Source organism: Maribacter sp. Asnod2-G09 (assembly GCF_045063795.1).
Taxonomy (GTDB): Bacteria; Bacteroidota; Bacteroidia; order Flavobacteriales; family Flavobacteriaceae; genus Maribacter.
Map to the genome: position 1 here is coordinate 34,095 of NZ_JBEFOA010000002.1, position 20,221 is coordinate 54,315.

Annotated in this window: 21 protein-coding genes; 13 read left to right on the top strand and 8 right to left on the bottom strand. The window is 34.7% G+C overall.

Features of this window, described 5'->3' with window-relative positions; translation table 11 throughout:
* Positions 1–90 precede the first annotated feature (90 nt).
* The 9 genes from porV (at position 91) to ACJJVT_RS00175 (ending at position 9,657) form a co-directional block, all read left to right on the top strand.
* A complete protein-coding gene (gene porV, locus ACJJVT_RS00135; protein ID WP_405395469.1) occupies positions 91–1,239 on the top strand; it encodes a type IX secretion system outer membrane channel protein PorV in 1,149 nt (382 codons plus the stop codon).
* A 120-nt stretch (positions 1,240–1,359) separates the two neighbouring features.
* Positions 1,360–1,848: a cytidine deaminase gene (gene cdd / locus ACJJVT_RS00140; RefSeq protein ID WP_405395470.1), complete on the top strand. Its 489-nt coding sequence runs from the start codon at positions 1,360–1,362 to the stop codon at positions 1,846–1,848.
* A 188-nt stretch (positions 1,849–2,036) separates the two neighbouring features.
* Complete coding sequence (pdhA, locus tag ACJJVT_RS00145) at positions 2,037–3,035, top strand: pyruvate dehydrogenase (acetyl-transferring) E1 component subunit alpha (protein WP_405395472.1); 999 nt, start codon at positions 2,037–2,039, stop codon at positions 3,033–3,035.
* A 4-nt stretch (positions 3,036–3,039) separates the two neighbouring features.
* Complete coding sequence (locus tag ACJJVT_RS00150; protein WP_405395474.1) at positions 3,040–4,683, top strand: 2-oxo acid dehydrogenase subunit E2; 1,644 nt, start codon at positions 3,040–3,042, stop codon at positions 4,681–4,683.
* Positions 4,684–4,769: 86 nt separating this feature from the next.
* Positions 4,770–5,819: a M28 family metallopeptidase gene (locus ACJJVT_RS00155; RefSeq protein WP_405395476.1), complete on the top strand. Its 1,050-nt coding sequence runs from the start codon at positions 4,770–4,772 to the stop codon at positions 5,817–5,819.
* A complete protein-coding gene (locus ACJJVT_RS00160; protein ID WP_405395478.1) occupies positions 5,819–6,499 on the top strand; it encodes an SDR family NAD(P)-dependent oxidoreductase in 681 nt (226 codons plus the stop codon). The genes ACJJVT_RS00155 and ACJJVT_RS00160 overlap by 1 nt, the downstream gene beginning before the upstream one ends.
* Positions 6,500–6,501: 2 nt before the next feature.
* Positions 6,502–7,104, top strand: a complete 603-nt coding sequence (locus ACJJVT_RS00165; protein ID WP_405395480.1) for a SprT-like domain-containing protein — start codon at positions 6,502–6,504, stop codon at positions 7,102–7,104.
* A gap of 1 nt (position 7,105) precedes the next feature.
* Positions 7,106–8,185, top strand: a complete 1,080-nt coding sequence (locus ACJJVT_RS00170) for a mannose-1-phosphate guanylyltransferase (protein ID WP_405395481.1) — start codon at positions 7,106–7,108, stop codon at positions 8,183–8,185.
* 2 nt (positions 8,186–8,187) lie between these two features.
* Entirely contained in the window at positions 8,188–9,657 is a 1,470-nt protein-coding gene (locus tag ACJJVT_RS00175; RefSeq protein WP_405395482.1) for a DUF389 domain-containing protein, read from the top strand.
* 1 nt (position 9,658) lies between these two features.
* Here the strand turns inward: ACJJVT_RS00175 and ACJJVT_RS00180 are convergent, their stop codons facing one another.
* Together ACJJVT_RS00180 and ACJJVT_RS00185 are read right to left on the bottom strand one after the other, a co-directional pair.
* Positions 9,659–10,426 (bottom strand): ABC transporter ATP-binding protein, encoded by a 768-nt coding sequence (locus tag ACJJVT_RS00180; RefSeq protein ID WP_405395484.1) that lies wholly within the window; start codon positions 10,424–10,426, stop codon positions 9,659–9,661.
* Entirely contained in the window at positions 10,426–11,163 is a 738-nt protein-coding gene (locus tag ACJJVT_RS00185; protein ID WP_027068092.1) for an ABC transporter permease, read from the bottom strand. The genes ACJJVT_RS00180 and ACJJVT_RS00185 overlap by 1 nt, the downstream gene beginning before the upstream one ends.
* Positions 11,164–11,281: 118 nt before the next feature.
* Here ACJJVT_RS00185 and pafA point away from each other — a divergent pair, with 118 nt between their 5' ends.
* The gene (gene pafA, locus ACJJVT_RS00190; protein WP_405395485.1) at positions 11,282–12,949 is read left to right on the top strand and encodes an alkaline phosphatase PafA; all 1,668 of its coding nucleotides are present in this window, start codon (positions 11,282–11,284) and stop codon (positions 12,947–12,949) included.
* Position 12,950: 1 nt separating this feature from the next.
* On the top strand, positions 12,951–13,739 hold the full coding sequence (gene murI, locus ACJJVT_RS00195; RefSeq protein WP_405395486.1) for a glutamate racemase: 789 nt from the start codon (positions 12,951–12,953) through the stop codon (positions 13,737–13,739).
* On the opposite strand, the gene ACJJVT_RS00200 is transcribed toward murI, so the two are convergent.
* Positions 13,726–14,241: a dihydrofolate reductase gene (locus ACJJVT_RS00200; RefSeq protein WP_405395487.1), complete on the bottom strand. Its 516-nt coding sequence runs from the start codon at positions 14,239–14,241 to the stop codon at positions 13,726–13,728. The genes murI and ACJJVT_RS00200 overlap by 14 nt on opposite strands.
* Positions 14,238–14,639, bottom strand: coding sequence for a 2TM domain-containing protein (locus ACJJVT_RS00205; protein ID WP_405395488.1), 402 nt, complete (start codon positions 14,637–14,639; stop codon positions 14,238–14,240). The genes ACJJVT_RS00200 and ACJJVT_RS00205 overlap by 4 nt, the downstream gene beginning before the upstream one ends.
* A gap of 54 nt (positions 14,640–14,693) precedes the next feature.
* On the opposite strand from ACJJVT_RS00205, the gene ACJJVT_RS00210 reads away from it, so the two are divergent.
* A complete protein-coding gene (locus ACJJVT_RS00210) occupies positions 14,694–15,779 on the top strand; it encodes an aminotransferase class V-fold PLP-dependent enzyme (protein WP_405395490.1) in 1,086 nt (361 codons plus the stop codon).
* 148 nt (positions 15,780–15,927) lie between these two features.
* Positions 15,928–16,224: an isoamylase early set domain-containing protein gene (locus ACJJVT_RS00215; RefSeq protein ID WP_133674658.1), complete on the top strand. Its 297-nt coding sequence runs from the start codon at positions 15,928–15,930 to the stop codon at positions 16,222–16,224.
* 75 nt (positions 16,225–16,299) lie between these two features.
* On the opposite strand, the gene egtD is transcribed toward ACJJVT_RS00215, so the two are convergent.
* The 4 genes from egtD to ACJJVT_RS00235 all read right to left on the bottom strand — a co-directional run bounded on the left by egtD (position 16,300) and on the right by ACJJVT_RS00235 (position 20,164).
* The gene (egtD, locus tag ACJJVT_RS00220; protein ID WP_405395492.1) at positions 16,300–17,268 is read right to left on the bottom strand and encodes an L-histidine N(alpha)-methyltransferase; all 969 of its coding nucleotides are present in this window, start codon (positions 17,266–17,268) and stop codon (positions 16,300–16,302) included.
* 16 nt (positions 17,269–17,284) lie between these two features.
* Positions 17,285–18,445, bottom strand: a complete 1,161-nt coding sequence (gene egtB / locus ACJJVT_RS00225) for an ergothioneine biosynthesis protein EgtB (RefSeq protein WP_405395494.1) — start codon at positions 18,443–18,445, stop codon at positions 17,285–17,287.
* A gap of 75 nt (positions 18,446–18,520) precedes the next feature.
* Positions 18,521–19,336 carry an energy transducer TonB gene (locus ACJJVT_RS00230; RefSeq protein WP_405395496.1) on the bottom strand — a complete coding sequence of 272 codons (816 nt, stop codon included), beginning with the start codon at positions 19,334–19,336 and terminating at the stop codon, positions 18,521–18,523.
* Between the two features lie 3 nt (positions 19,337–19,339).
* Positions 19,340–20,164, bottom strand: coding sequence for a thymidylate synthase (locus ACJJVT_RS00235; protein ID WP_405395498.1), 825 nt, complete (start codon positions 20,162–20,164; stop codon positions 19,340–19,342).
* Between the last annotated feature and the right edge of the window lie 57 nt (positions 20,165–20,221).

Sequence of the window (20,221 nt, forward strand, 5' to 3'; positions counted from 1 at the left end):
GGAAAATGTGCGTTTACATGTAAAATATTAGAGTGTGAAATAGGGTATTCACTATATTTCACCTTTAAAAATTTAAAGAACTATTCTAAAATGAGAAAAATTTCAATAATTTTCTTTGTATTAATTGTTGGTAAGGTCTTTGCTCAAGACGATCAACGTGTGATAACTACGGCAGTGCCGTTTTTGACTATTGCCGCTGATGCAAGATCTGCAGGTATGGGTGATATGGGTGTTGCAACTTCAACAGATGCTTTTTCTCAACAATGGAATCCTGCTAAATTCGCTTTTGCAGAACGTAAAATGGGTATAGGTGTTAGTTATACTCCTTATTTAGAAAGTATTATTACTGATATTTCATTATTGAACGCTAGTTTTTATAATAAACTAAATGATCAAAGTGCTTTTGCGGTTAGTTTAAGATATTTTACATTGGGTGAAATAGAATTAAGACAATTTGCAAATGATCCTGGTACAATAGCGAAGCCTAATGAATTGGCCTTAGATGGTTCGTATTCTTTAAAGCTGAGTCCGACTTTCTCAATGGCAGTTGGTGGTAGATATATTAGGTCGAACCTGAAATTACCACAAAACGGAACCGAAGATTCTCAAGCTGCGGGTTCTTTTGCGGTAGATGTAGCTGGTTATTACAGATCTAACGAAATTGCTTATAATAATTTTGATGGTCGATGGAGAGCTGGTTTCAACCTTTCTAATATTGGAGGTAAAATTCAGTATGATGCTGGTGGACAAGAAAACTTCTTACCAAGCAAGTTGAGTTTTGGTGGTGGTTTTGATTTTATTTTGGATCAAGACAATGTTATTGGTATAACAACAGAATTCACAAAATTACTGGTGCCAACACCTCAAGATTATGATAATGATGGAGATGTTGATGCAGCAGACAACGATATTTACCAGAACGAAAGTGGATTCAGTGGAATATTTAATTCTTTTTCTGATGCGCCAGATGGTTTTAGTGAAGAATTGAAAGAGTTTACTTGGGCTTTAGGAGCAGAGTATACGTACCAAGATGCTTTTATGCTTAGAACAGGTTATTTCAATGAAAGTGAAGAGAAAGGTTCAAGAAAGTTTTTTACACTTGGTGCAGGTTTTAAATTTAAAGCGGCGCAAGTAGATTTATCTTATTTATTCTCAACTTCACAAGTAAGAAACCCATTAGAGAACACGTTACGTTTTTCTCTTACATTCAATTTGGGTGAAGAGTTTTATAATGATTAATTCATATAGATATTTATAAAAAAACCTGCTTTATGCAGGTTTTTTTATGCGTAACCTTTTTATTCTTATTTATTATTAGGGTCAAGTATATATTTGTAGATTGAAAAATAAAATTAAAAAATGATTAGCCAAAAAAAGATAAGCTTTGATATTACGGTGTACGATTCGTTAACTGAACTTGAAAATGATGACCAAAATCTAATGTCAGTAGCAGTAAAAGCCAGGCAAAGAGCTTATGCTCCTTATTCAAGTTTTAATGTTGGAGCTTCGGTTTTATTGGAAAATGGAGAAATTATAGAAGGTAATAATCAAGAAAACGCTTCATATCCATCTGGGTTGTGTGCAGAACGTGTTGCGATTTTTTATGCAGGAGCAAAGTATCCAGGTATGAAAATAAAAGCGATTGCAATAACGGCGGCATCTTTAAATCATGAAGTAAATGAGCCAGCTGCGCCTTGCGGTAATTGTAGACAGGCTATTTCTGAATATGAATTTAGACAACAAGAACCTATAAGAATTCTATTAATGGGTGAAACGGGTAATGTTATAGAATGCAATTCTTTGGCAGATTTATTACCACTTGGCTTTAATAGTAGTTATCTTAATTAAGAAAACTTGCAAAAAGTATTGTAAATAAACACGTTATATGCTTTATTTGTTAAGCATATAATTTCTGAATGGATTTGCTTCTATTATTTTTATCGATTCATTTATATGTGTATTTTTGCTCTTTTGAGATACCTAGGTCATTCTGCCTCTGTAATCAATAAAGAATTTTAAACCTTTACTTAAAATTGATGAAAAAAATCACCAAGGAAACGTATTTGAAATGGTATGCAGACATGCTATTTTGGAGAAAATTTGAGGATAAATTAGCTGCTGTTTATATTCAGCAAAAGGTAAGAGGATTTTTACATTTGTATAATGGGCAAGAAGCTGTTTTGGCTGGTGCACTTCATGCAATGGATCTTTCTAAAGACCGTATGATAACTGCTTATAGAAATCACGTTCAGCCAATTGGTATGGGTGTAGATCCTAAAATGGTTATGGCTGAGTTGTTCGGTAAAGTAACCGGTACCTCAAAAGGTATGGGCGGTTCAATGCATATTTTTTCAAAAGAACATCGTTTTCATGGCGGTCATGGTATCGTTGGAGGTCAAATTCCATTAGGTGCAGGTATGGCTTTTGGCGATAAGTATGCAGGTAGAGATAACGTTACCTTATGTTATATGGGTGATGGTGCTGTAAGGCAAGGAGCTTTACATGAAACTTTTAACTTGGCTATGTTGTGGCAATTACCTGTTGTCTTTATTTGTGAAAATAATGGCTATGCAATGGGTACTTCTGTGGCTAGAACATCTTTTTCTACAGAAATATGGAAGTTAGGTTTAGGTTATGAGATGCCATGTGGGCCAGTTGATGGTATGAATCCTGTGACGGTTGCTCAAGAAATGAGTAAGGCGATAGAAAGAGCACGTAGTGGTGGCGGACCAACTTTTCTTGAAATGAAGACTTATAGATACAGAGGTCATTCAATGTCAGATGCACAGCATTATAGAACTAAAGATGAAGTTGAAGAGTACAAGAAAATAGATCCGATTACTCAAGTATTGGATATTATCAAAGAAAATAAATACGCAACTGACGCTGAAATTAAAGACATTGACAAGAATGTCAAGGTTATGGTTAAGGAATGTGAAAAGTTCGCCGAAGAATCAGATTATCCACCTATAAACCAATTGTATGATATGGTTTATGAACAAGAGGATTTTCCATTTGTTGAACATAAATTTTAAATAGATGGCTATAGTAGTAAATATGCCCCGTTTAAGCGATACCATGGAAGAGGGTACCGTAGCTAAATGGTTGAAAAGCGTTGGAGATAAAATTGAAGAAGGAGATATATTAGCCGAAATCGAAACAGATAAGGCAACGATGGAGTTCGAGTCATTTAATGAGGGAACGCTATTACATATTGGTATTCAAGAAGGTGATACTGCGCCTGTAGATAGTCTTTTGGCTATTATTGGTGATGAAGGTGAAGATATTTCTGCTTTAATTAGTGGAGGTAGTTCAACAGCTTCAGCAGAGGAATCGTCTGAGGATAGTCCGGTTGCAGAAGATACATCAGAAGATGAAGAAGCGCAAGGTGGTGGTGAAATTCCTGAGGGAGTCGAAATCATAAAAATGCCTCGTTTAAGCGACACCATGGAAGAAGGTACTGTTGCGACATGGTTAAAGAAAGTAGGTGATGATGTTGAGGAAGGTGACATATTAGCAGAGATCGAAACTGATAAGGCTACTATGGAATTCGAGTCTTTCTATAATGGTAAGTTATTATATGTAGGAATACAAGAAGGAGAATCTTCTCCTGTAGATGCTGTCTTGGCAGTTATTGGACCAGAAGGTACCGATGTAGATGCTGTTTTAAGTAGTGGGTCTGGTAGTAGTAAGAAAAGTGCTGCAAAAGAAACCAAAAAAGAAACGCCGAAATCTTCAAATTCATCTGATAGTAAAGAAGTTTCTAAGCCAGTTGCTGATGGAGCAAGAATTTTTGCTTCTCCTTTAGCTAAGAAAATAGCGGCAGACAAAGGTGTTGATTTAGCTAATGTTTCAGGTTCTGGTGATAACGGTAGAATTACTAAGAAAGATATCGAGAACTATACACCAAGTAAAACGGCTGCACCAGTTGCTGCCACAAGTGCAAAGGCAGATAGCGCAATTGCTGCTCAACCAGTTTCTATGGCATTGCCATCTGGTGAAGAGGGTACAGAAGAGGTTAAGAATTCTAATATGCGTAAGGCAATTGCCAAAGCATTGGGTAATTCTAAATTTAACGCTCCACATTTCTATTTGACTATTGAAGTTGATATGGATAATGCTAAAGCGTCTCGTGCTCAGATCAATAGTTTGCCAGATACCAAAGTGTCATTTAATGATATGGTTTTAAAGGCTTGTGCAATGGCACTTAGAAAGCATCCTCAAGTAAATACTTCATGGAGTGCAGATACTACCAAGTATCATAAGCATATACATATGGGTGTTGCTGTAGCTGTTGATGAAGGTTTGGTCGTGCCAGTTGTAAAACATGCAGATTTATTAGGTTTAACACAGATAGGTAGCGCTGTTAAAGATTTAGCGGGTAAAGCACGTAACAAGAAAATTGCCCCTTCAGAGATGGAAGGTAGCACATTTACGGTATCAAATTTAGGAATGTTCGGTATACTTGAGTTTACAAGTATCATCAATCAACCAAATTCAGCTATACTTTCAGTTGGTGCTATTGTTGAAAAACCAGTTGTTAAAAACGGAGAAATAGTTGTTGGTAATACAATGAAGTTAACACTTGCTTGTGATCATAGAACTGTTGATGGTGCTGTGGGAGCTCAGTTCCTTCAGACATTAAGATATTTTGTAGAGAATCCGGTTACTATGTTAGCATAGAAAATCGATTTTAAAAATAGAATTAGAAAAGCATCCTTTCATCGGGATGCTTTTTTTTATCTTTATATTCTAAATTTGATGTTGTTATGAAATATATAAGTATTGTACTTCTAAGTACTTTAATTCTTAGCTGTGGTGGCGCAAAAGTGGATCAATCAATGGTTCTGAATCCTACAAATCCGAAAGGAGAGAAAGGCACAGTCTTGTCTGAATCTACAGTTGAAAAAACGGAGGATAAAGTAGGTATGACAACTTCAAAAATGAAAGGGAGTACTTTACCAGGGGATATTGAAAAAATAATGACGTTTTTAACTTCGGATAAATTACAGGGACGAGATACAGGTAGCGGAGGTATAGCGATGGCAGCAGATTATATTCAGAATGTATTCGAGAATAATAATATACAACCATATTTTACATCATATAAAGATACATTAGAGAACTATAGTGATGGTGTAGCTTATAATGTAATAGGTTTTTTACCAGGCACTGATGAAAAACTAAAAAATGAGTTTGTTCTAATAGGAGCACATTACGATCATTTAGGATTGATTAGTGGAGATAGTAATGATAAAATTGCGAACGGAGCTAATGATAACGCTTCAGGAACTACAACTGTTTTAGAATTTGCAAAGTACTTTGGTGAACATAAAAATAACAAACGCAGTATAATTTTCGCCCTATTTACAGCAGAGGAAAAAGGTTTGGTAGGGTCAAAGCATTTAGCGAAAAAATTAAAAACTGAAAATATTGATTTGTACGCAATGTTGAACTTTGAAATGGTAGGCGTGCCAATGGTAGATAAAGGCCATAGTCTATATTTAACAGGATATGAACTATCAAATTTAGCAGAAGTTAGTAATGGCTATGCAGCTAAAAATTTAGTAGGTTTTCTGCCGAAAGCAAAAGAGTTTAATTTGTTCAGACGATCAGATAATGCTCCTTTTCATGATGAGTTTAATGTGCCATCTCAAACCTATAGTTCTTTTGATTTTACAAATTTCGGTGAATACCATAAAGTAGGTGATGAAGCATCGTTGATGGATTATGAATTTATGGCAACAATAGTAAATGAATCAGTGCCGATGTTAGAAGGTATTATTAATGCACCGGTAAAAGAATTAAAGTATAATTAATGGAATACGTAATTGTAACAGGTACCAGTAGGGGAATTGGTTTCGAATTAAGTAAGTTACTAGCCGATGCTGGTTATAAGGTCTTGGCGCTTTCTAGAAATGATAAACCGATTAAAAGTATAAATCATAAAAATATCGAAGCATTTTCTTTTGATGTGTCCTCGGCTGAAGACAGAGATAATCTATTTAATTATTTAAAAGAGAAAAATGCTAATATTATAGCGCTTATAAATAATGCCGGCAAGTTGATAAACAAACCTTTTTTAGAGTTGACTGAAGAAGAGTTTAAGGCGGTATATGAAGTAAATGTTTTTGGTGTAGCTGCTATGACAAGGCTTATTATTCCATTTATGGGTAAAGATGCTCATGTGCTTACCATTAGTTCAATGGGCGGTATTCAGGGTAGTGCTAAATTCCCAGGTCTTTCGGCATATAGTTCTAGTAAAGGAGCGGTACTTACGTTAACAGAATTATTAGCGGAAGAATTCAAAGAAACTGGTCCGGCATTTAATGCACTTGCTTTAGGTGCGGTGCAAACAGAAATGTTAGAAGAAGCATTTCCGGGTTATGAGGCTCCTGTGAGTGCCAAAGAGATGGCAGAGTATATAATGGATTTTGCTTTAAAAGGGCAAAAAATGTATAATGGTAAAATTTTACAAGTAAGTAGTAGTACACCTTAAGAATGCAAGAAACGTTAGCTAAATATCTTCCTGAATTGGCTGTTGGTCCATGTTATGCACTAATTAAAGATAGTCAGGTGCATTTAAAAATCGTGAATGAACGTGTTACTAGGCATGGTGATTATAGAATTCGAAAAGACGGTAATCATCAGATTACGGTTAATGCATCTCTAAACAAGTACAGATTCTTAATTACGTTAATTCATGAAATTGCACACTTAATAGCATTTGAGAAATACGGTCGTACTATTAAGCCACATGGTTTAGAGTGGAAAAAAACGTTTCAACATTTAATGCTTCCATTTATACGACCAGAGATTTTTCCATCTCAACTTCTGCCTTTATTGGCAAGGCATTTCAGAAATCCGAAAGCAAGTAGTAGTACTGATGCTCAACTATCTATTGCTTTAAAACATTTCGATGAACAACAATCGGAAAAAACTTACGTTTACGAATTACCAATAGGGTGTGTGTTTCGTATTCATAATGGTAAACTTTTTAAAAAAGGTAATAAACGAACTAAGCGTTACGAATGTGTAGAATTATCCTCAGGTAGGATGTTTTTATTTCAACCAAATGCTGAAGTAGAATTAATAAAAAGCTGACATGAACAAAAATTATTATGCCGTTTTAATGGCAGGAGGAGTAGGATCAAGATTTTGGCCAATAAGTACAAGTGAGAATCCGAAGCAATTTCATGATATGTTGGGTACAGGAGATACCCTTATACAGAAAACGTTTCAAAGGCTAAATAAATTTGTGCCTACCGAGAATATTTTGATTCTTACCAATGAACGTTATAATGATTTGGTGTTAGAGCAATTACCAATGGTGAAACAAGAACAGGTAGTTCTTGAACCAGCAATGAGAAATACAGCACCATGTATTTTGTATGCTGCCATGAAGATTCAGAAAATGAATGAAGATGCAGTTATGATCGTGGCACCAAGTGATCATTGGATCGAAGATGAAGATGCATTTGCAAAAGATGTTACGGCATGTTTTAAAAAGTGTGAAACCGAAGATGTTTTGTGTACGTTAGGTATAAAACCTTCTTTCCCTAATACAGGTTTTGGGTATATAGAATATAATAAGGAAGATAAAGCACCTATTAAAAAAGTTAATCAGTTTAGAGAGAAGCCGGACTATGAAACTGCTAAAGATTTTCTAGCACAGGGTAACTTTTTATGGAATGCAGGTATATTTATGTGGAGTGCAAAAACTATTGTTAACGCATTTCAAAACTTTCAGCCAAAACAATATGCCTTGTTTAGAGATGGTCTAGTGTGTTATAATACAGACGATGAAAAGAAATTTATATCAGAGAACTATCCGAAAGCTGAAAATATATCTATCGATTACGCTATTTTAGAAAATTCAAAAGCTATTTATGTAAAAGAAGCTACTTTTGATTGGAATGATTTGGGTACTTGGGGTTCGTTATACGACAAGCTTGATAAAGATGAGAATAAGAATGCTATAGTAAATGCTAAAGTATTGACGGAAGATGCTAATGGTAACATGATTAGGTCTAAAGCTGGTAAAGTTGTTGTTGTAGACGGACTAAATGATTATATCATAGTTGATAAAGATGAAGTACTTTTGATCTACCCAAAGACCAAAGAACAAGATATCAAACAAGTTTTAAATAAGGTAAAAGATACCTTTGGTGATGAATTCGCTTAAATATGGAGAACAATCTTAATCAAGATAACATTACCCCTAACAGTAATGAGGGTAGTGGTAGTGAGGAAGTAAAAAAAGATTTTCAAGGTCTTTTGGGTAGTGTTAAAACGTTTCTTTCTGAGCTGTTGGATATTAGAACCAACACAGATCAGCAGGCGACGAAAGAAGCTATTATTGCCGATATTCCTTTTAAGGGGCATACTTCTTGGATTTTGATTTGTTCTATTTTTATAGCATCTATTGGTCTTAACGCCAATTCTACTGCAGTAGTAATCGGTGCCATGTTAATATCGCCACTAATGGGACCTATTCTAGGAATAGGGATGTCAGTGGCAATTAATGATATTGACACCTTAAAAAGATCATTGAAGAACTTTGCTGTAATGGTAGTTTTAAGTGTGATAACAGCATACTTGTTCTATCGTTTTTTTCCGCTTAGAGATGAGTCTTCAGAGCTTTTAGCTAGAACAGAGCCAGATATTAGAGATGTATTAATAGCTTTTTTTGGTGGCTTGGCATTAGTAATAGCCCGTGCTAAAAAAGGTACTATAGCCAGTGTTATTTTTGGTGTTGCAATTGCAACGGCATTAATGCCGCCTTTATGTACAGTAGGATTCGGTTTAGCTATTGGAAATTGGGAGTATGCTAGGGGGGCAATGTACTTGTTTATTATCAATACTATTTTTATAGCCTTGGCGACCTTTTTGGTAATAAAGCTCTTGAAATTTCCCATGGTTCGTTACGTAAATTCGCAACGAAGAAAACTAATAGCTAGGTTGGCATCTTTGTTGGCTGTTTTAGTAATGATACCTGCAGGATTTACATTTTACAATGTATTTAAAAAATCATTGTTCAATAGGGATGCAGAAGCTTTTATTACAGAAAAAATACAGCCATATCAATTTACTGGAGAAGGTAAATTTTTAAGAGATTTTAGTGAGGTGGTTTATGATGATGAAGGTAATTCTAAAATAGAATTGTTTTTTATGGGTAACGAAGGTATACCTGAAAATGTAATTGCCACGTGGCGTACACAAATGGCAGATTATAAACAATTAAACGGTACTGAGCTTGCTGTTGTTCAAGGTTCTAGAAGCGATGAGGCAAATGAGCTTAAATACGTGAATGAACTATATGAATCTCAGAAAAGTATTTTAACCAGTAAAGATGAGAAAATACAGGTTCTAGAAACTGAATTGATGCGTTTAAACCAGATTTCATCAAATCAAATTCCTTTTAAAGAAATTAGTCTTGAGGCGAAAACGAATTATGAAAATTTAGAGCGAATAGGTTATGCTTATTTAATTTCAACAGATTTTGCTAAAACCGATAGCATACCATTATTTGAGGTCACTTGGAAAAAGGAAGCCAAAAGAGCAGAAACGGTTAAAGATATGAGCAAGCTACAAGATTGGTTACGTCTAAGATTGAGTAATAAGAATATTCAGATTAAAGAAGTACCTACAGAGTAGGTTAGTTTTGTTCTTGAATATACATTTGGCGTACCTTTTTGAAAAGATCAGATGAATAAACAAAATTAGTTACCGCTTCATTATCAGTTTTAAAGATTTCGTTTTTAGTCCCTTCCCATTCTAAAAGTCCGTCTTTAAGAAAAATTATTTTTTCCCCAATTTGCATTACCGAGTTCATATCGTGAGTATTAATTACCGTAGTAATATTATATTCTTCGGTAATTTCTTTGATAAGGTCATCAATAAGAATAGCAGTCTTAGGGTCTAAACCAGAATTAGGTTCATCACAAAAAAGATATTTCGGATTCATAACTATCGCACGAGCAATAGCCACACGTTTTTGCATACCGCCAGAAATCTCAGAAGGAAATTTATGATGTGCATCAATTAGATTAACTCTTTTTAGAACAGCATCTACACGGTCTTTCATTTCAGATTTAGACTGCTTGGTAAACATTTCTAGAGGAAACATTACATTGCCTTCAACCGACATACTATCAAATAGGGCGCTACCTTGAAATACCATGCCCATTTCTTGTCTTAAATCGCGTTTCTCATCATCAGAAAGATCAGCATACAATTTTCCGTCGTAGGCAATACCGCCTTCTTCGGGAATAAATAATCCTAAAAGACATTTGAGGAAAACGGTTTTACCAGATCCACTTTGTCCAATGATCAAATTAGTTTTTCCTTTTTCAAATGTAGTCGTAACCCCTTTAAGGATATGTGCATCGCCAAAAGATTTATGTATGTCTCGTACGTCTATCATTATCCTAATAAAAGTTGGGTTAATATGTAGTTAAGTATGATAATTACAACACTTGTCCAAACGAATGCGGTTGTACTTGCCTTACCTACCTCTAAAGCTCCGCCGCGCATATAAAATCCATGAAAAGATGGTATAGTCGCGATCACAAAAGCAAAAATCAAGGTTTTGACAAAAGCATATGCAATATGAAAAGGAACAAAATCTGATTGTAATCCTGTTATAAAATCTTCGCTAGTTAAAAATCCGCCGAAAACTCCGGCCATCCATCCACCAAATATTCCAACATACATAGAAATTGCAATAGCGAATGGGTAAAAAAGCATTGCAATAATCTTAGGGAATACTAAGTAATTTAATGAATTAACACCCATTACCTCTAAAGCATCTATTTGTTCGGTTACACGCATGGTACCAATACTAGATGTAATGTAAGATCCTACTTTACCAGCCATTATTATAGATACAAAAGTTGGTGCAAATTCTAATATTACAGATTGCCGCGTTGCAAAACCAATTAAATTTCGCGGTATTAATGGGTTGGTAAGATTGAGTGCGGTTTGTATGGCTACAACGGCACCTATAAAAAAGGAAATGAATATGATTATGCCCAATGAGCTAAAAATCAACTCATCTATTTCCTTGAATATAAGAGACTTCATTATTCTCCATTTCGTAGGTTTTTTAAAAACCTCGCGGATCATAATTGCATAGCTCCCTACAGATGCTAAATAGTTCATTGATTTAAAATATATTTCTTACCGTAAAAATAACAATAAAGGACCTGATTTAACCTCCGTTTAATCTTTAAAGATGTAAATTATTTTACATTTGTGTAACAATCCTATCCGTATGAAAATGAAAAAATATTTTGTTGCTTCTTTATTTGTAAGCACGATGTTATTGGTGAACGCTTTAAATGCTCAAAAGAAAAATAAGGAAAATACAAATGATGACCTTTTAAGGGTTAAGCCAAAATTGGTCGTTGGTATTGTAGTAGATCAAATGCGTTATGATTATATAACACGTTTTTACGATCATTTTGGCAATGATGGATTCAAAAGACTTGTAGAGCAAGGGTTCAATTGTAAAAACAACCACTTCAACTATGCGCCCACAAGTACCGGACCTGGGCATACATCTGTATATACTGGTACTACACCTGCGGTACACGGTATAATAGGTAATAATTGGTACGATAAAGAGACCGATGCAAGTGTGTATTGTGCCAGTGATGATACCTATACATCGGTAGGGACAACGGCAGATGCTGGACAAATGTCACCTCACCGTATGGATGTTACCACTATAACAGACGAATTGCGTTTAAATAGTCAAATGCAAGGAAAGACTATTGCGATTGCCTTAAAGGATAGAGGTGCGGTTTTACCTGGTGGGCATACTGCGAATGCTGCTTATTGGTTTCATGGTGCAGATGAAGGTAATTGGATAACAAGTTCTTATTACATGAGTCAACTTCCAAAATGGGTTAATGATTTTAATTCATCGGGTACGGCACAATCTTATAAAAGAGAATGGAATACGTTAAAAGATATTAAGGAATATAAAGAGAGTGGAACCGATAATAATCTTTTTGAAGGAAAATTTGAAGGGGAATCAACAACTTCATTCCCTCACAACACTCCTGCATTATTAGATAAAACAAAAGATTTTGATATTATAAAGTCAACACCTTTTGGTAATTCATTGACTGCAGATTTTGCTATTGAGGCATTGAAGCAAGAGGGTTTGGGTAAAGACGATATTACAGATTTTCTAGCTGTAAGTTTTTCAAGTACCGATTATGTTGGTCATATGTACGGCGTTAATTCTAAAGAAGTTCAAGATACTTATTTAAGGTTAGATGCAGATTTAGAAAGTTTGTTCAAAGCATTAGATAAGAATGTTGGAGAAGGGGAGTATACTTTATTTTTGACAGCTGATCATGCGGCTGTTGAGGTTCCTACGTATTTAAAAAGTGAAAAAATACCGGCTGGTTACGTAGATACAGCTGCTAATAAAAAAAGATTGAGCGAATTTCTACAGTACAAGTATGGTACAGAAGATATCATTAAAAACGTTTCTAACAATCAAATATTCTTAGATCATAAAATTGTAAAAAATCTAGACCTGAGTTTAGCTGATGTACAAGTTGAAATTGCACAAGAATATTTAGGTTATGATGCAATAGATAGAGTGTATACTGCGAATCAAATGTGGGGTACAAATTACACTCATGGTATTCCTTATATCTTACAAAATGGTTATAATCAAAAGAGATCGGGTGATGTATTAGTAGTATTTAAACCAGGATTTATTTCTTACGGTTCTACAGGTTCTACACATGGCTCACCACAAATTTATGATACACATGCGCCGTTATTGTTTTATGGTATGGGTATTAAGCCAGGTTCTACAGTTAAGAGAACAGAGATTCCTGATATTGCACCAACCATTTCAGCATTGTTAGGTATATCTTTTCCGAACGGAACAACAGGTAAACCTATAACAGAAGTGTTTAAATAATATGGACGATAGGCAAATAGGTATTTTCGATTCTGGTATTGGCGGCACATCTATCTGGGGCGAAATACAAGAGCTTTTACCTAATGAAAATTGTATTTATTTGGCAGATAGTAAGAATGCTCCTTATGGCGATAAATCTGAAGAACGAATTCTAGAGCTGAGTATAAAGAATACTGAATATTTATTAAGCCAAGGTTGTAAAATTATAGTCGTTGCCTGTAATACGGCAACGACAAACGCCATTGATTATTTAAGGACAAACTATAATGTGCCTTTTATAGGTATTGAGCCAGCACTAAAACCTGCGGCTATAAATACCAAAACTAAAATTGTGGGTGTTTTAGCTACTAAGGGAACTTTATCTAGTAGTCTATTTCATAGTACCTCAAAAAATCATGCTGCCGGTATAACCGTGTTAGAACAACGAGGCACCGGTTTAGTAGAGATGATTGAAAACGGAAATCTTCAAAACGATGAGTTATACCAGTTGTTAGAAGGTTATATAAAACCTATGCTTAAAAAGGGAATGGATTATCTTGTTTTGGGCTGTACGCATTACCCATATTTAATTCCGCTATTGAAAAAAATGCTACCAGAAAATGTAACTATAATAGACTCTGGTCAGGCGGTGGCCCGACAAACTAAAACAGTTTTAGAGAAAAATGAATTGTTGACAGGTGCTACACAACAGGGTTTACATCAATTTTATACAAATGGCGATGAAAAAGTGCTTGCTTCGATTTTAGAATCTGCTAAGCCTAATCATACAGTTTCTTTTAAAGACTTTTAAGCGTATTCTTTTTTTTAACGTAGGTCAAATAAGTGAATGATAACTTATGTTTTTCGTCCGTTGGGTGAAACTCTTGGTTTGTCAGCATCCAATAGTTCTCATCTATTTCGGGGAAGAAAGTGTCGGCATCTTCAAAAGTAGCATGCACACGGGTAAGTTCTATTTTGTCAGAATGCTTTTCACCTTGCTTATAAATTTCTCCGCCACCAATTATAAAGGCAATTTCATTGTCTACTAAATCTATAGCTTCATCTAATGAGTGCACTACAATACATTCATCATAGTCTACCGAGTAGTTTTTATCTCTGGTAATGATGATGTGAGTTCTGTTTGGTAGTGGCTTAGGGAAACTTTCATATGTTTTTCTACCCATTATAATTTTATGACCAGACGTTAATTTCTTGAATCTTTTAAAATCATCTGGCAAATGCCAAAGCAAATCGTTGTCCTTGCCTAAGGCATTGTTTTCTGCTGCCGCAGCAATTATTATAAGTGTGCTCAAAGTAGTTTTTTTTTAGGTTCGGATTCAATTGCGGTAGGTAGTTTTATTTCCTGTTCAATTTCATTTTCCATTTCGGCAATGCGTTTCTTTTGCTTCGCCACTAATTTCTCACGTTGTGAACGTTCCCAGTCATTACCCATAAATTTATTGGTAACAAAGACATTGAAAATGTGTAGAACAAAAAGAAATCCCCAAAAGGTAATTGCCCAAACGAACCAATTATATTCTTGTCCGTATTTTAATATTTTATTGATAAGCACCAAGAAAACACTACCAACTAAAAAAACTACGAAATGTGTATAAAGGCGTTTTTTTTGTTTAACCCTTTTTTGAGCATTCTCTAATAGCTCATGCTGCTCTAAATCTAATTTGGAGGTATTTTTATTTCTAGAAAACATACTCTTCCTATCTTTGGTATAAAGATACAGGAAATGTATTATACGCTATAATCAATGGAAAAATTTAGAAAAGAATTCCCGGTATTAAGAAAAGGTATTTATGCGAACACCGCTGTGTATGGTTTGCTATATGATTCTTTGTTAGAATGGCGACAAGAGCATGATCTAGACTTTTTAATAGATGGTAGCGATATGCGCGAGCAATCTTTAAAAGTGATTTCAGATACTCGTACAAGCGTTGGTAAGTTCTTTAATTGTAAACGAGAGAACGTAGCATTGGTTAGCAATTTTTCATCAGGACTTAATGTGTTGTTGGAAGGATTGAATTCTAAGAAAAAGGTGCTACTTGTTGAGAATGATTACCCTTCTCTTAATTGGAGTTTTGAGAATAGAGATTTTGAGGTTTCCTATATAGCTATGTCTGTTGATTTAGAAGAGCGTATTCAAGAAACAATATCAAATCAGAAAATTGATGTACTTGCTTTAAGCTTGGTGCAGTGGCTTGATGGTTTTGCCATTGATTTAGGTTTTTTGAAAGATTTAAAAAAACAGCATCCTGATTTAATCATCATGGTAGATGGTACCCAGTTTTGTGGTAGTACTAGCTTTGACTTTGATAACTCAGGTATTGATGTTTTAGGTGCTAGTGCCTATAAGTGGTTATTGGCTGGTTATGGTAACGGATTTATGTTGTTTTCGGATCAGGTTAAAAATGAGTTCGCAATAAATAATATTGGCTTTAATGCTGCCGACGGAGATTTTGATAAAAAAGATGAAATTAGATTTGCTAAGAAATTCGAGCCAGGCCATCTGTCATCGCTAATTTTTGGAAGTTTAAAGTTTTCTCTAGATTTTTTTGAAAGAATAGGGATGGATAAAATAACAGAACACAATCGTAAATTATCAGAAAAGGCAAAGTCAGAATTTCAAAAGTTAGGACTATTATCTGATGAGGTTGTGGGGAGAAATCAGCATAGTACCATTTTTAATATCAAAGCAAACGAAGCTACTTATCAGAAACTAATAGAAAATGACGTGTTTTGCGCACAAAGAGGTGACGGAGTACGTTTAGGTTTTCATTTCTATAATACCGAAGCAGAAATAGATGCAATTGTAAAAATCTTAAAAACAGGAAAGTAGCTATTCACAATTAAGTAATTATGTAGGATTAAATTTCGTTGTACATCTATAAAAAGCATAAATATTAAGGATTTGATAAAAATCTCTTAAGTGTTGTAAATGAGTATTTTATTATGCTAGTTTTGCCATGAATATTAAACTTAATATCATGGCAATTGCGAAAAAATATTTAAAAACTAAGCCAGTATGTAAGGTTACTTTTACAGTACCTACAGACGATGCAAAGAAAGTAGCTGTAGTTGGTGATTTCAATAACTGGAATGCTAAAAAAAGCGCGCTAAAGAAACAAAAGAACGGTTCTTTTAAAGGGACTTTTGATCTTCCAAAAGAGAACTCATTTGAATTCAAATACATTGTTGACGGAGAATATGTAAACGATGGTGAGGCTGATCGTTACCAATGGAATGATTTCGCTGGTTCTGAGAATGCTGTATTAGAATTGTAAAAGAAATAATACTGAAATATAGAAAGCCTGCTATTTTGAATAGCAGGCTTTTTTTATACTATTTGGCAGTAGCATCTAAGCTTTTTTAAAGACACAGTTTTTATAACCATATGTTGTTGATTCATACGAAGTCGTCATTTTTAAACCAGATTCTTTCGCAAGCCAAGTAATTATTTCATCATCGTACTTTTGTGAAATTTCGGTGTGTATGGTCTCCCATTGCTTAAAATTGACGTTTAGCTCTAAATTTTTAATTTGTACTGTCTGTTCAATTTTTGAAACTAAATAACTCTTAGCGGTTCCTGTTTCGGGGTTATAGACTTCCCAATGTAAAAACTGCTCTAAATCAAAGTTTGCATTTAGTTCGGTATTTATTCTTGCAAGAACATTTTTATTGAATGCCGCGGTAACACCTTCTTTGTCATTATAGGCATCTAAGATCGTTTGCGGATTTTTCTTTTGGTCAAACCCCATAAATAAGAGGTCTTCAGGTTGCATTAGCTGTTGGATCTTATTCATGAAAACAACTGCCTGCTCATGTTCTAAGTTGCCAATATTAGAACCTAAAAACAAAATTATTTTTCTGTTCTCACGATTGTTTATTTCTTTAAGTGCTTCAAAATATGTGCCTTGAAAAGGTTGAACTTGTACTTCAGGTAGTTCTTTTTCAATTGAATTTTGTAGTTGATTTAATGCGTTGTCACTTATGTCAATGGGTACATAAGTAAAATTGATTTTTTGATCGCTGAACTCTTTTAATAGAATTTTGGTCTTTTTACCATCTCCAGCACCAAGTTCAATTAAGTCAAATGACCCAAAACCGGTAAACAGATTTGAGATTTCTTCTTTATTGCTTTTAAGAATTTCATACTCAGAATCGGTAAGATAATAAGTTGGCATTGCCATGATATCTTGAAAAAGCTTATCTCCCTTTTTGTCGTAAAAATACATTGACGACAAGTGCTTAGGGTTGTCGGTCAAGCCTTGATAAACTTCTTTTTCAAATTCACTTATATTGGTGCGCGTAGTTTTTGTGTCTTGCATACGTAATCTGTCGTATTTATTTGGCTAACCTTATTCCGGTAAACTGCCATTTTAAATCGGTTGGAAAAAAGTTGCGATAGGTATGTCTCGCGTGTTTGGTAGGTGTAGCTATTGAACTACCTCTAAGTACCTTTTGGTTGACCATAAATTTACCGTTGTATTCGCCTAAAGCTCCGTCAACTTTTTTATAATTAGGGTAGGGCAGGTAGGCACTTTCTGTCCATTCCCAACGTTGTCCCCAGTTAAATTGTTGCTGAGCGGCTTCCCACTCAAATTCAGTAGGTAGGCGACATCCTTTATATTGAGCAAAGGCAAATGCTTCAAAATAAGAAATATGGGTAACAGGCGCGTCTAAATCAGCTTCAGTTAATCCATTAAGGCTATAGTAATGCCATATTCCATCTATTTCGTGCCAGTATAATGGCGCTGTTACTTGGTTTTGCTGTACCCAATCCCATCCAGCGGCATGCCAAAGGTCGAAACGTTTATATCCGCCTGCTTTAATGAATTCAATGTATTCGGCATTGGTGACGAGTTTGTTCGATATTTGATAATCATGAAGATATACTTTGTGTCTTCCTAATTCATTGTCAAAACAGAAGTCAGTAGAATTATGACCTATCTCATAAATACCTTCGCTCATAGAAATCCAGCTTTGAGCATCTTTCTCAATGGTGAATTCTTTAAAAGTACCTGAGTATTTAGGTAGTAACGGGTTGTTCCCGAGAATATATTTAATATCCGTAAGTAGTAATTCTTGATGTTGCTTTTCGTGATGTATACCAATTTCTAGAACGGCTAATAATGTGCTGTCTTCATTAGATGCTAGCAAGCTTTTCATTGCTTGAGTTACATAATTTCTGTATTCGTAAACCTTTTTTACTGAAGGTCTAGACAAATTACCTCGGTCTGCGCGTACCACACGTTTGCCTACGGTTTCGTAATAGCTGTTAAATACAAATGAAAAATCTTCATCAAAAACCGTATAAGACTTTTCGTATGTTTTGAGAATAAACTCTTCAAAAAACCAAGTTGTATGACCTAAATGCCATTTTGGAGGGGAGACGTCTATGATAGGCTGTACCACATAATCTTCAATTTCGAGAGGCTTGCAAATAGCCTCGGTGTGCTCTCTGGTTTCTAAAAAGAAATCTAAGAACGTATCAGTACTGACCATGAAAACAATTTTTATGGAAAGTTAAATAAAAATGATCAATTGAGTTTAACCTGATAAATTAAGAAATTGATACTATTAAAGCTTGAAATTAATGGGAATGGAGTATGGTACCTTTTTAGGTGCACCATTCTGATGACCAGGTTGAAGTTTTGGTAGTAGAGAAATAATTCTTCGAGCTTCGTTTTCTAAAATTGGTGCAGGACCTTTTGTTTTAATGTCACCAACATTACCTTCTTTGTCAATGGTGAACATGATGCTTACTCTGCCGCTGACCCTTTTTGCTATGGCTTCTTTAGGATAATTAAAGTTAGAACCAATATGCTGTTGCATAAGTGAATTAAAGGTTCTTCTATCTGTTAGGGCATTAACTCTTGGTTGATTTGGAAACAGTGGTGTTTCTTCGATAGTGCCACCTTTAAAAGTACTATTACTATCTAAGGGAATTTTGTTTAATTTATTATTGCTAGTTGAATAATCGTAATTCAAAAAGTAATTTGGTCTGTAATTATCGGTTTTTTTATTATCGACTCTTAAAACATGCAATTCAGCAATTCTTTGATTAAGCTCTCTAGTGAATTTTTTATTCAGTTTTTTATCGTTGATGTAAGAATGAATTCTTTCATCATTGATCTGATTTAAATCATTTAATTCAAAAGTGATTCTTGTTTTTAACGTATCAATTTCTTGATTCCTTTTTTTGAATAAATCTTCAAGAATAACAAGTACCTCTTCCTCAATTTTAAGACTTAAGCATTCATTTTTATCTAAAGCATCTGCACACTCATCAATTATTATTTCTTCTTGTGGAAAATAAATAGAATCGTCTTGAGAAAAACAATTCATTGAAATGAAAGTACAAACGATAAGTAAAATTGATGCTTTTATTTTCATAGTTTAAATAGCTACTTTCCCTTTTATATGAGGATGCGGATTATAATCTACCAATTCAAAATCTTCGAACTTGAAATCAAAAATATCTTTCACTTCCGGATTCATTTTCATTTTAGGCAATGCTCTAGGTTCTCTGCTTAACTGCAATTCAACTTGCTCCATATGATTATTATAAATATGGGCATCACCGAAAGTATGAATAAAATCGCCAGCTTCATAGCCACATACCTGAGCCATCATCATGGTAAACAATGCGTAAGATGCAATATTGAACGGTACACCTAAAAAGATATCTGCACTACGTTGGTATAATTGGCAAGATAATTTACCATCGGCAACATAAAACTGAAAGAATGCATGGCAAGGTGGTAAAGCTGCTTTGCCATTAGACACATTCTCAGAAAATGATTTAGAAGTATCTGGCAATACACTAGGGTTCCAAGCAGATACTAACATTCTTCTGCTGTTAGGATTGGTTTTTAAAGAATGAACTACTTCTTTAATCTGATCGATTTCATCATCGTTCCAATTACGCCATTGATGACCATAAACCGGACCTAGATCTCCATTTTCATCAGCCCATTCGTTCCAGATGCGAACACCATTTTCTTGTAGGTATTTAATATTGGTATCACCTTTTAAAAACCAAAGTAGTTCATACACTATAGATTTTAAATGTAATTTTTTAGTAGTCACCATTGGGAAACCTTCGCTGAGGTCAAAACGCATCTGATACCCAAAAACACTTTTAGTTCCGGTTCCTGTGCGGTCACCTTTTTGGTTTCCTTCAGTTAATACGTGATTAAGTAAGTCGTGATATTGTTTCATAAGAATAGAGCTCCCTGAGTCCTATATGTAGTTCTCTTGCGGAGTAATGATTATTGT

What these genes read in the sequence shown, in the direction of transcription:
- porV (WP_405395469.1), top strand. Translation starts at nt 91, where the DNA reads ATGAGAAAAATTTCAATAATTTTCTTTGTATTAATTGTTGGTAAGGTC.
- cdd (WP_405395470.1), top strand. Translation starts at nt 1,360, where the DNA reads ATGATTAGCCAAAAAAAGATAAGCTTTGATATTACGGTGTACGATTCG.
- pdhA (WP_405395472.1), top strand. Translation starts at nt 2,037, where the DNA reads ATGAAAAAAATCACCAAGGAAACGTATTTGAAATGGTATGCAGACATG.
- ACJJVT_RS00150 (WP_405395474.1), top strand. Translation starts at nt 3,040, where the DNA reads ATGGCTATAGTAGTAAATATGCCCCGTTTAAGCGATACCATGGAAGAG.
- ACJJVT_RS00155 (WP_405395476.1), top strand. Translation starts at nt 4,770, where the DNA reads ATGAAATATATAAGTATTGTACTTCTAAGTACTTTAATTCTTAGCTGT.
- ACJJVT_RS00160 (WP_405395478.1), top strand. Translation starts at nt 5,819, where the DNA reads ATGGAATACGTAATTGTAACAGGTACCAGTAGGGGAATTGGTTTCGAA.
- ACJJVT_RS00165 (WP_405395480.1), top strand. Translation starts at nt 6,502, where the DNA reads ATGCAAGAAACGTTAGCTAAATATCTTCCTGAATTGGCTGTTGGTCCA.
- ACJJVT_RS00170 (WP_405395481.1), top strand. Translation starts at nt 7,106, where the DNA reads ATGAACAAAAATTATTATGCCGTTTTAATGGCAGGAGGAGTAGGATCA.
- ACJJVT_RS00175 (WP_405395482.1), top strand. Translation starts at nt 8,188, where the DNA reads ATGGAGAACAATCTTAATCAAGATAACATTACCCCTAACAGTAATGAG.
- ACJJVT_RS00180 (WP_405395484.1), bottom strand. Translation starts at nt 10,426, where the DNA reads ATGATAGACGTACGAGACATACATAAATCTTTTGGCGATGCACATATC.
- ACJJVT_RS00185 (WP_027068092.1), bottom strand. Translation starts at nt 11,163, where the DNA reads ATGAACTATTTAGCATCTGTAGGGAGCTATGCAATTATGATCCGCGAG.
- pafA (WP_405395485.1), top strand. Translation starts at nt 11,282, where the DNA reads ATGAAAAAATATTTTGTTGCTTCTTTATTTGTAAGCACGATGTTATTG.
- murI (WP_405395486.1), top strand. Translation starts at nt 12,951, where the DNA reads ATGGACGATAGGCAAATAGGTATTTTCGATTCTGGTATTGGCGGCACA.
- ACJJVT_RS00205 (WP_405395488.1), bottom strand. Translation starts at nt 14,639, where the DNA reads ATGTTTTCTAGAAATAAAAATACCTCCAAATTAGATTTAGAGCAGCAT.
- ACJJVT_RS00210 (WP_405395490.1), top strand. Translation starts at nt 14,694, where the DNA reads ATGGAAAAATTTAGAAAAGAATTCCCGGTATTAAGAAAAGGTATTTAT.
- ACJJVT_RS00215 (WP_133674658.1), top strand. Translation starts at nt 15,928, where the DNA reads ATGGCAATTGCGAAAAAATATTTAAAAACTAAGCCAGTATGTAAGGTT.
- egtD (WP_405395492.1), bottom strand. Translation starts at nt 17,268, where the DNA reads ATGCAAGACACAAAAACTACGCGCACCAATATAAGTGAATTTGAAAAA.
- egtB (WP_405395494.1), bottom strand. Translation starts at nt 18,445, where the DNA reads ATGGTCAGTACTGATACGTTCTTAGATTTCTTTTTAGAAACCAGAGAG.
- ACJJVT_RS00230 (WP_405395496.1), bottom strand. Translation starts at nt 19,336, where the DNA reads ATGAAAATAAAAGCATCAATTTTACTTATCGTTTGTACTTTCATTTCA.
- ACJJVT_RS00235 (WP_405395498.1), bottom strand. Translation starts at nt 20,164, where the DNA reads ATGAAACAATATCACGACTTACTTAATCACGTATTAACTGAAGGAAAC.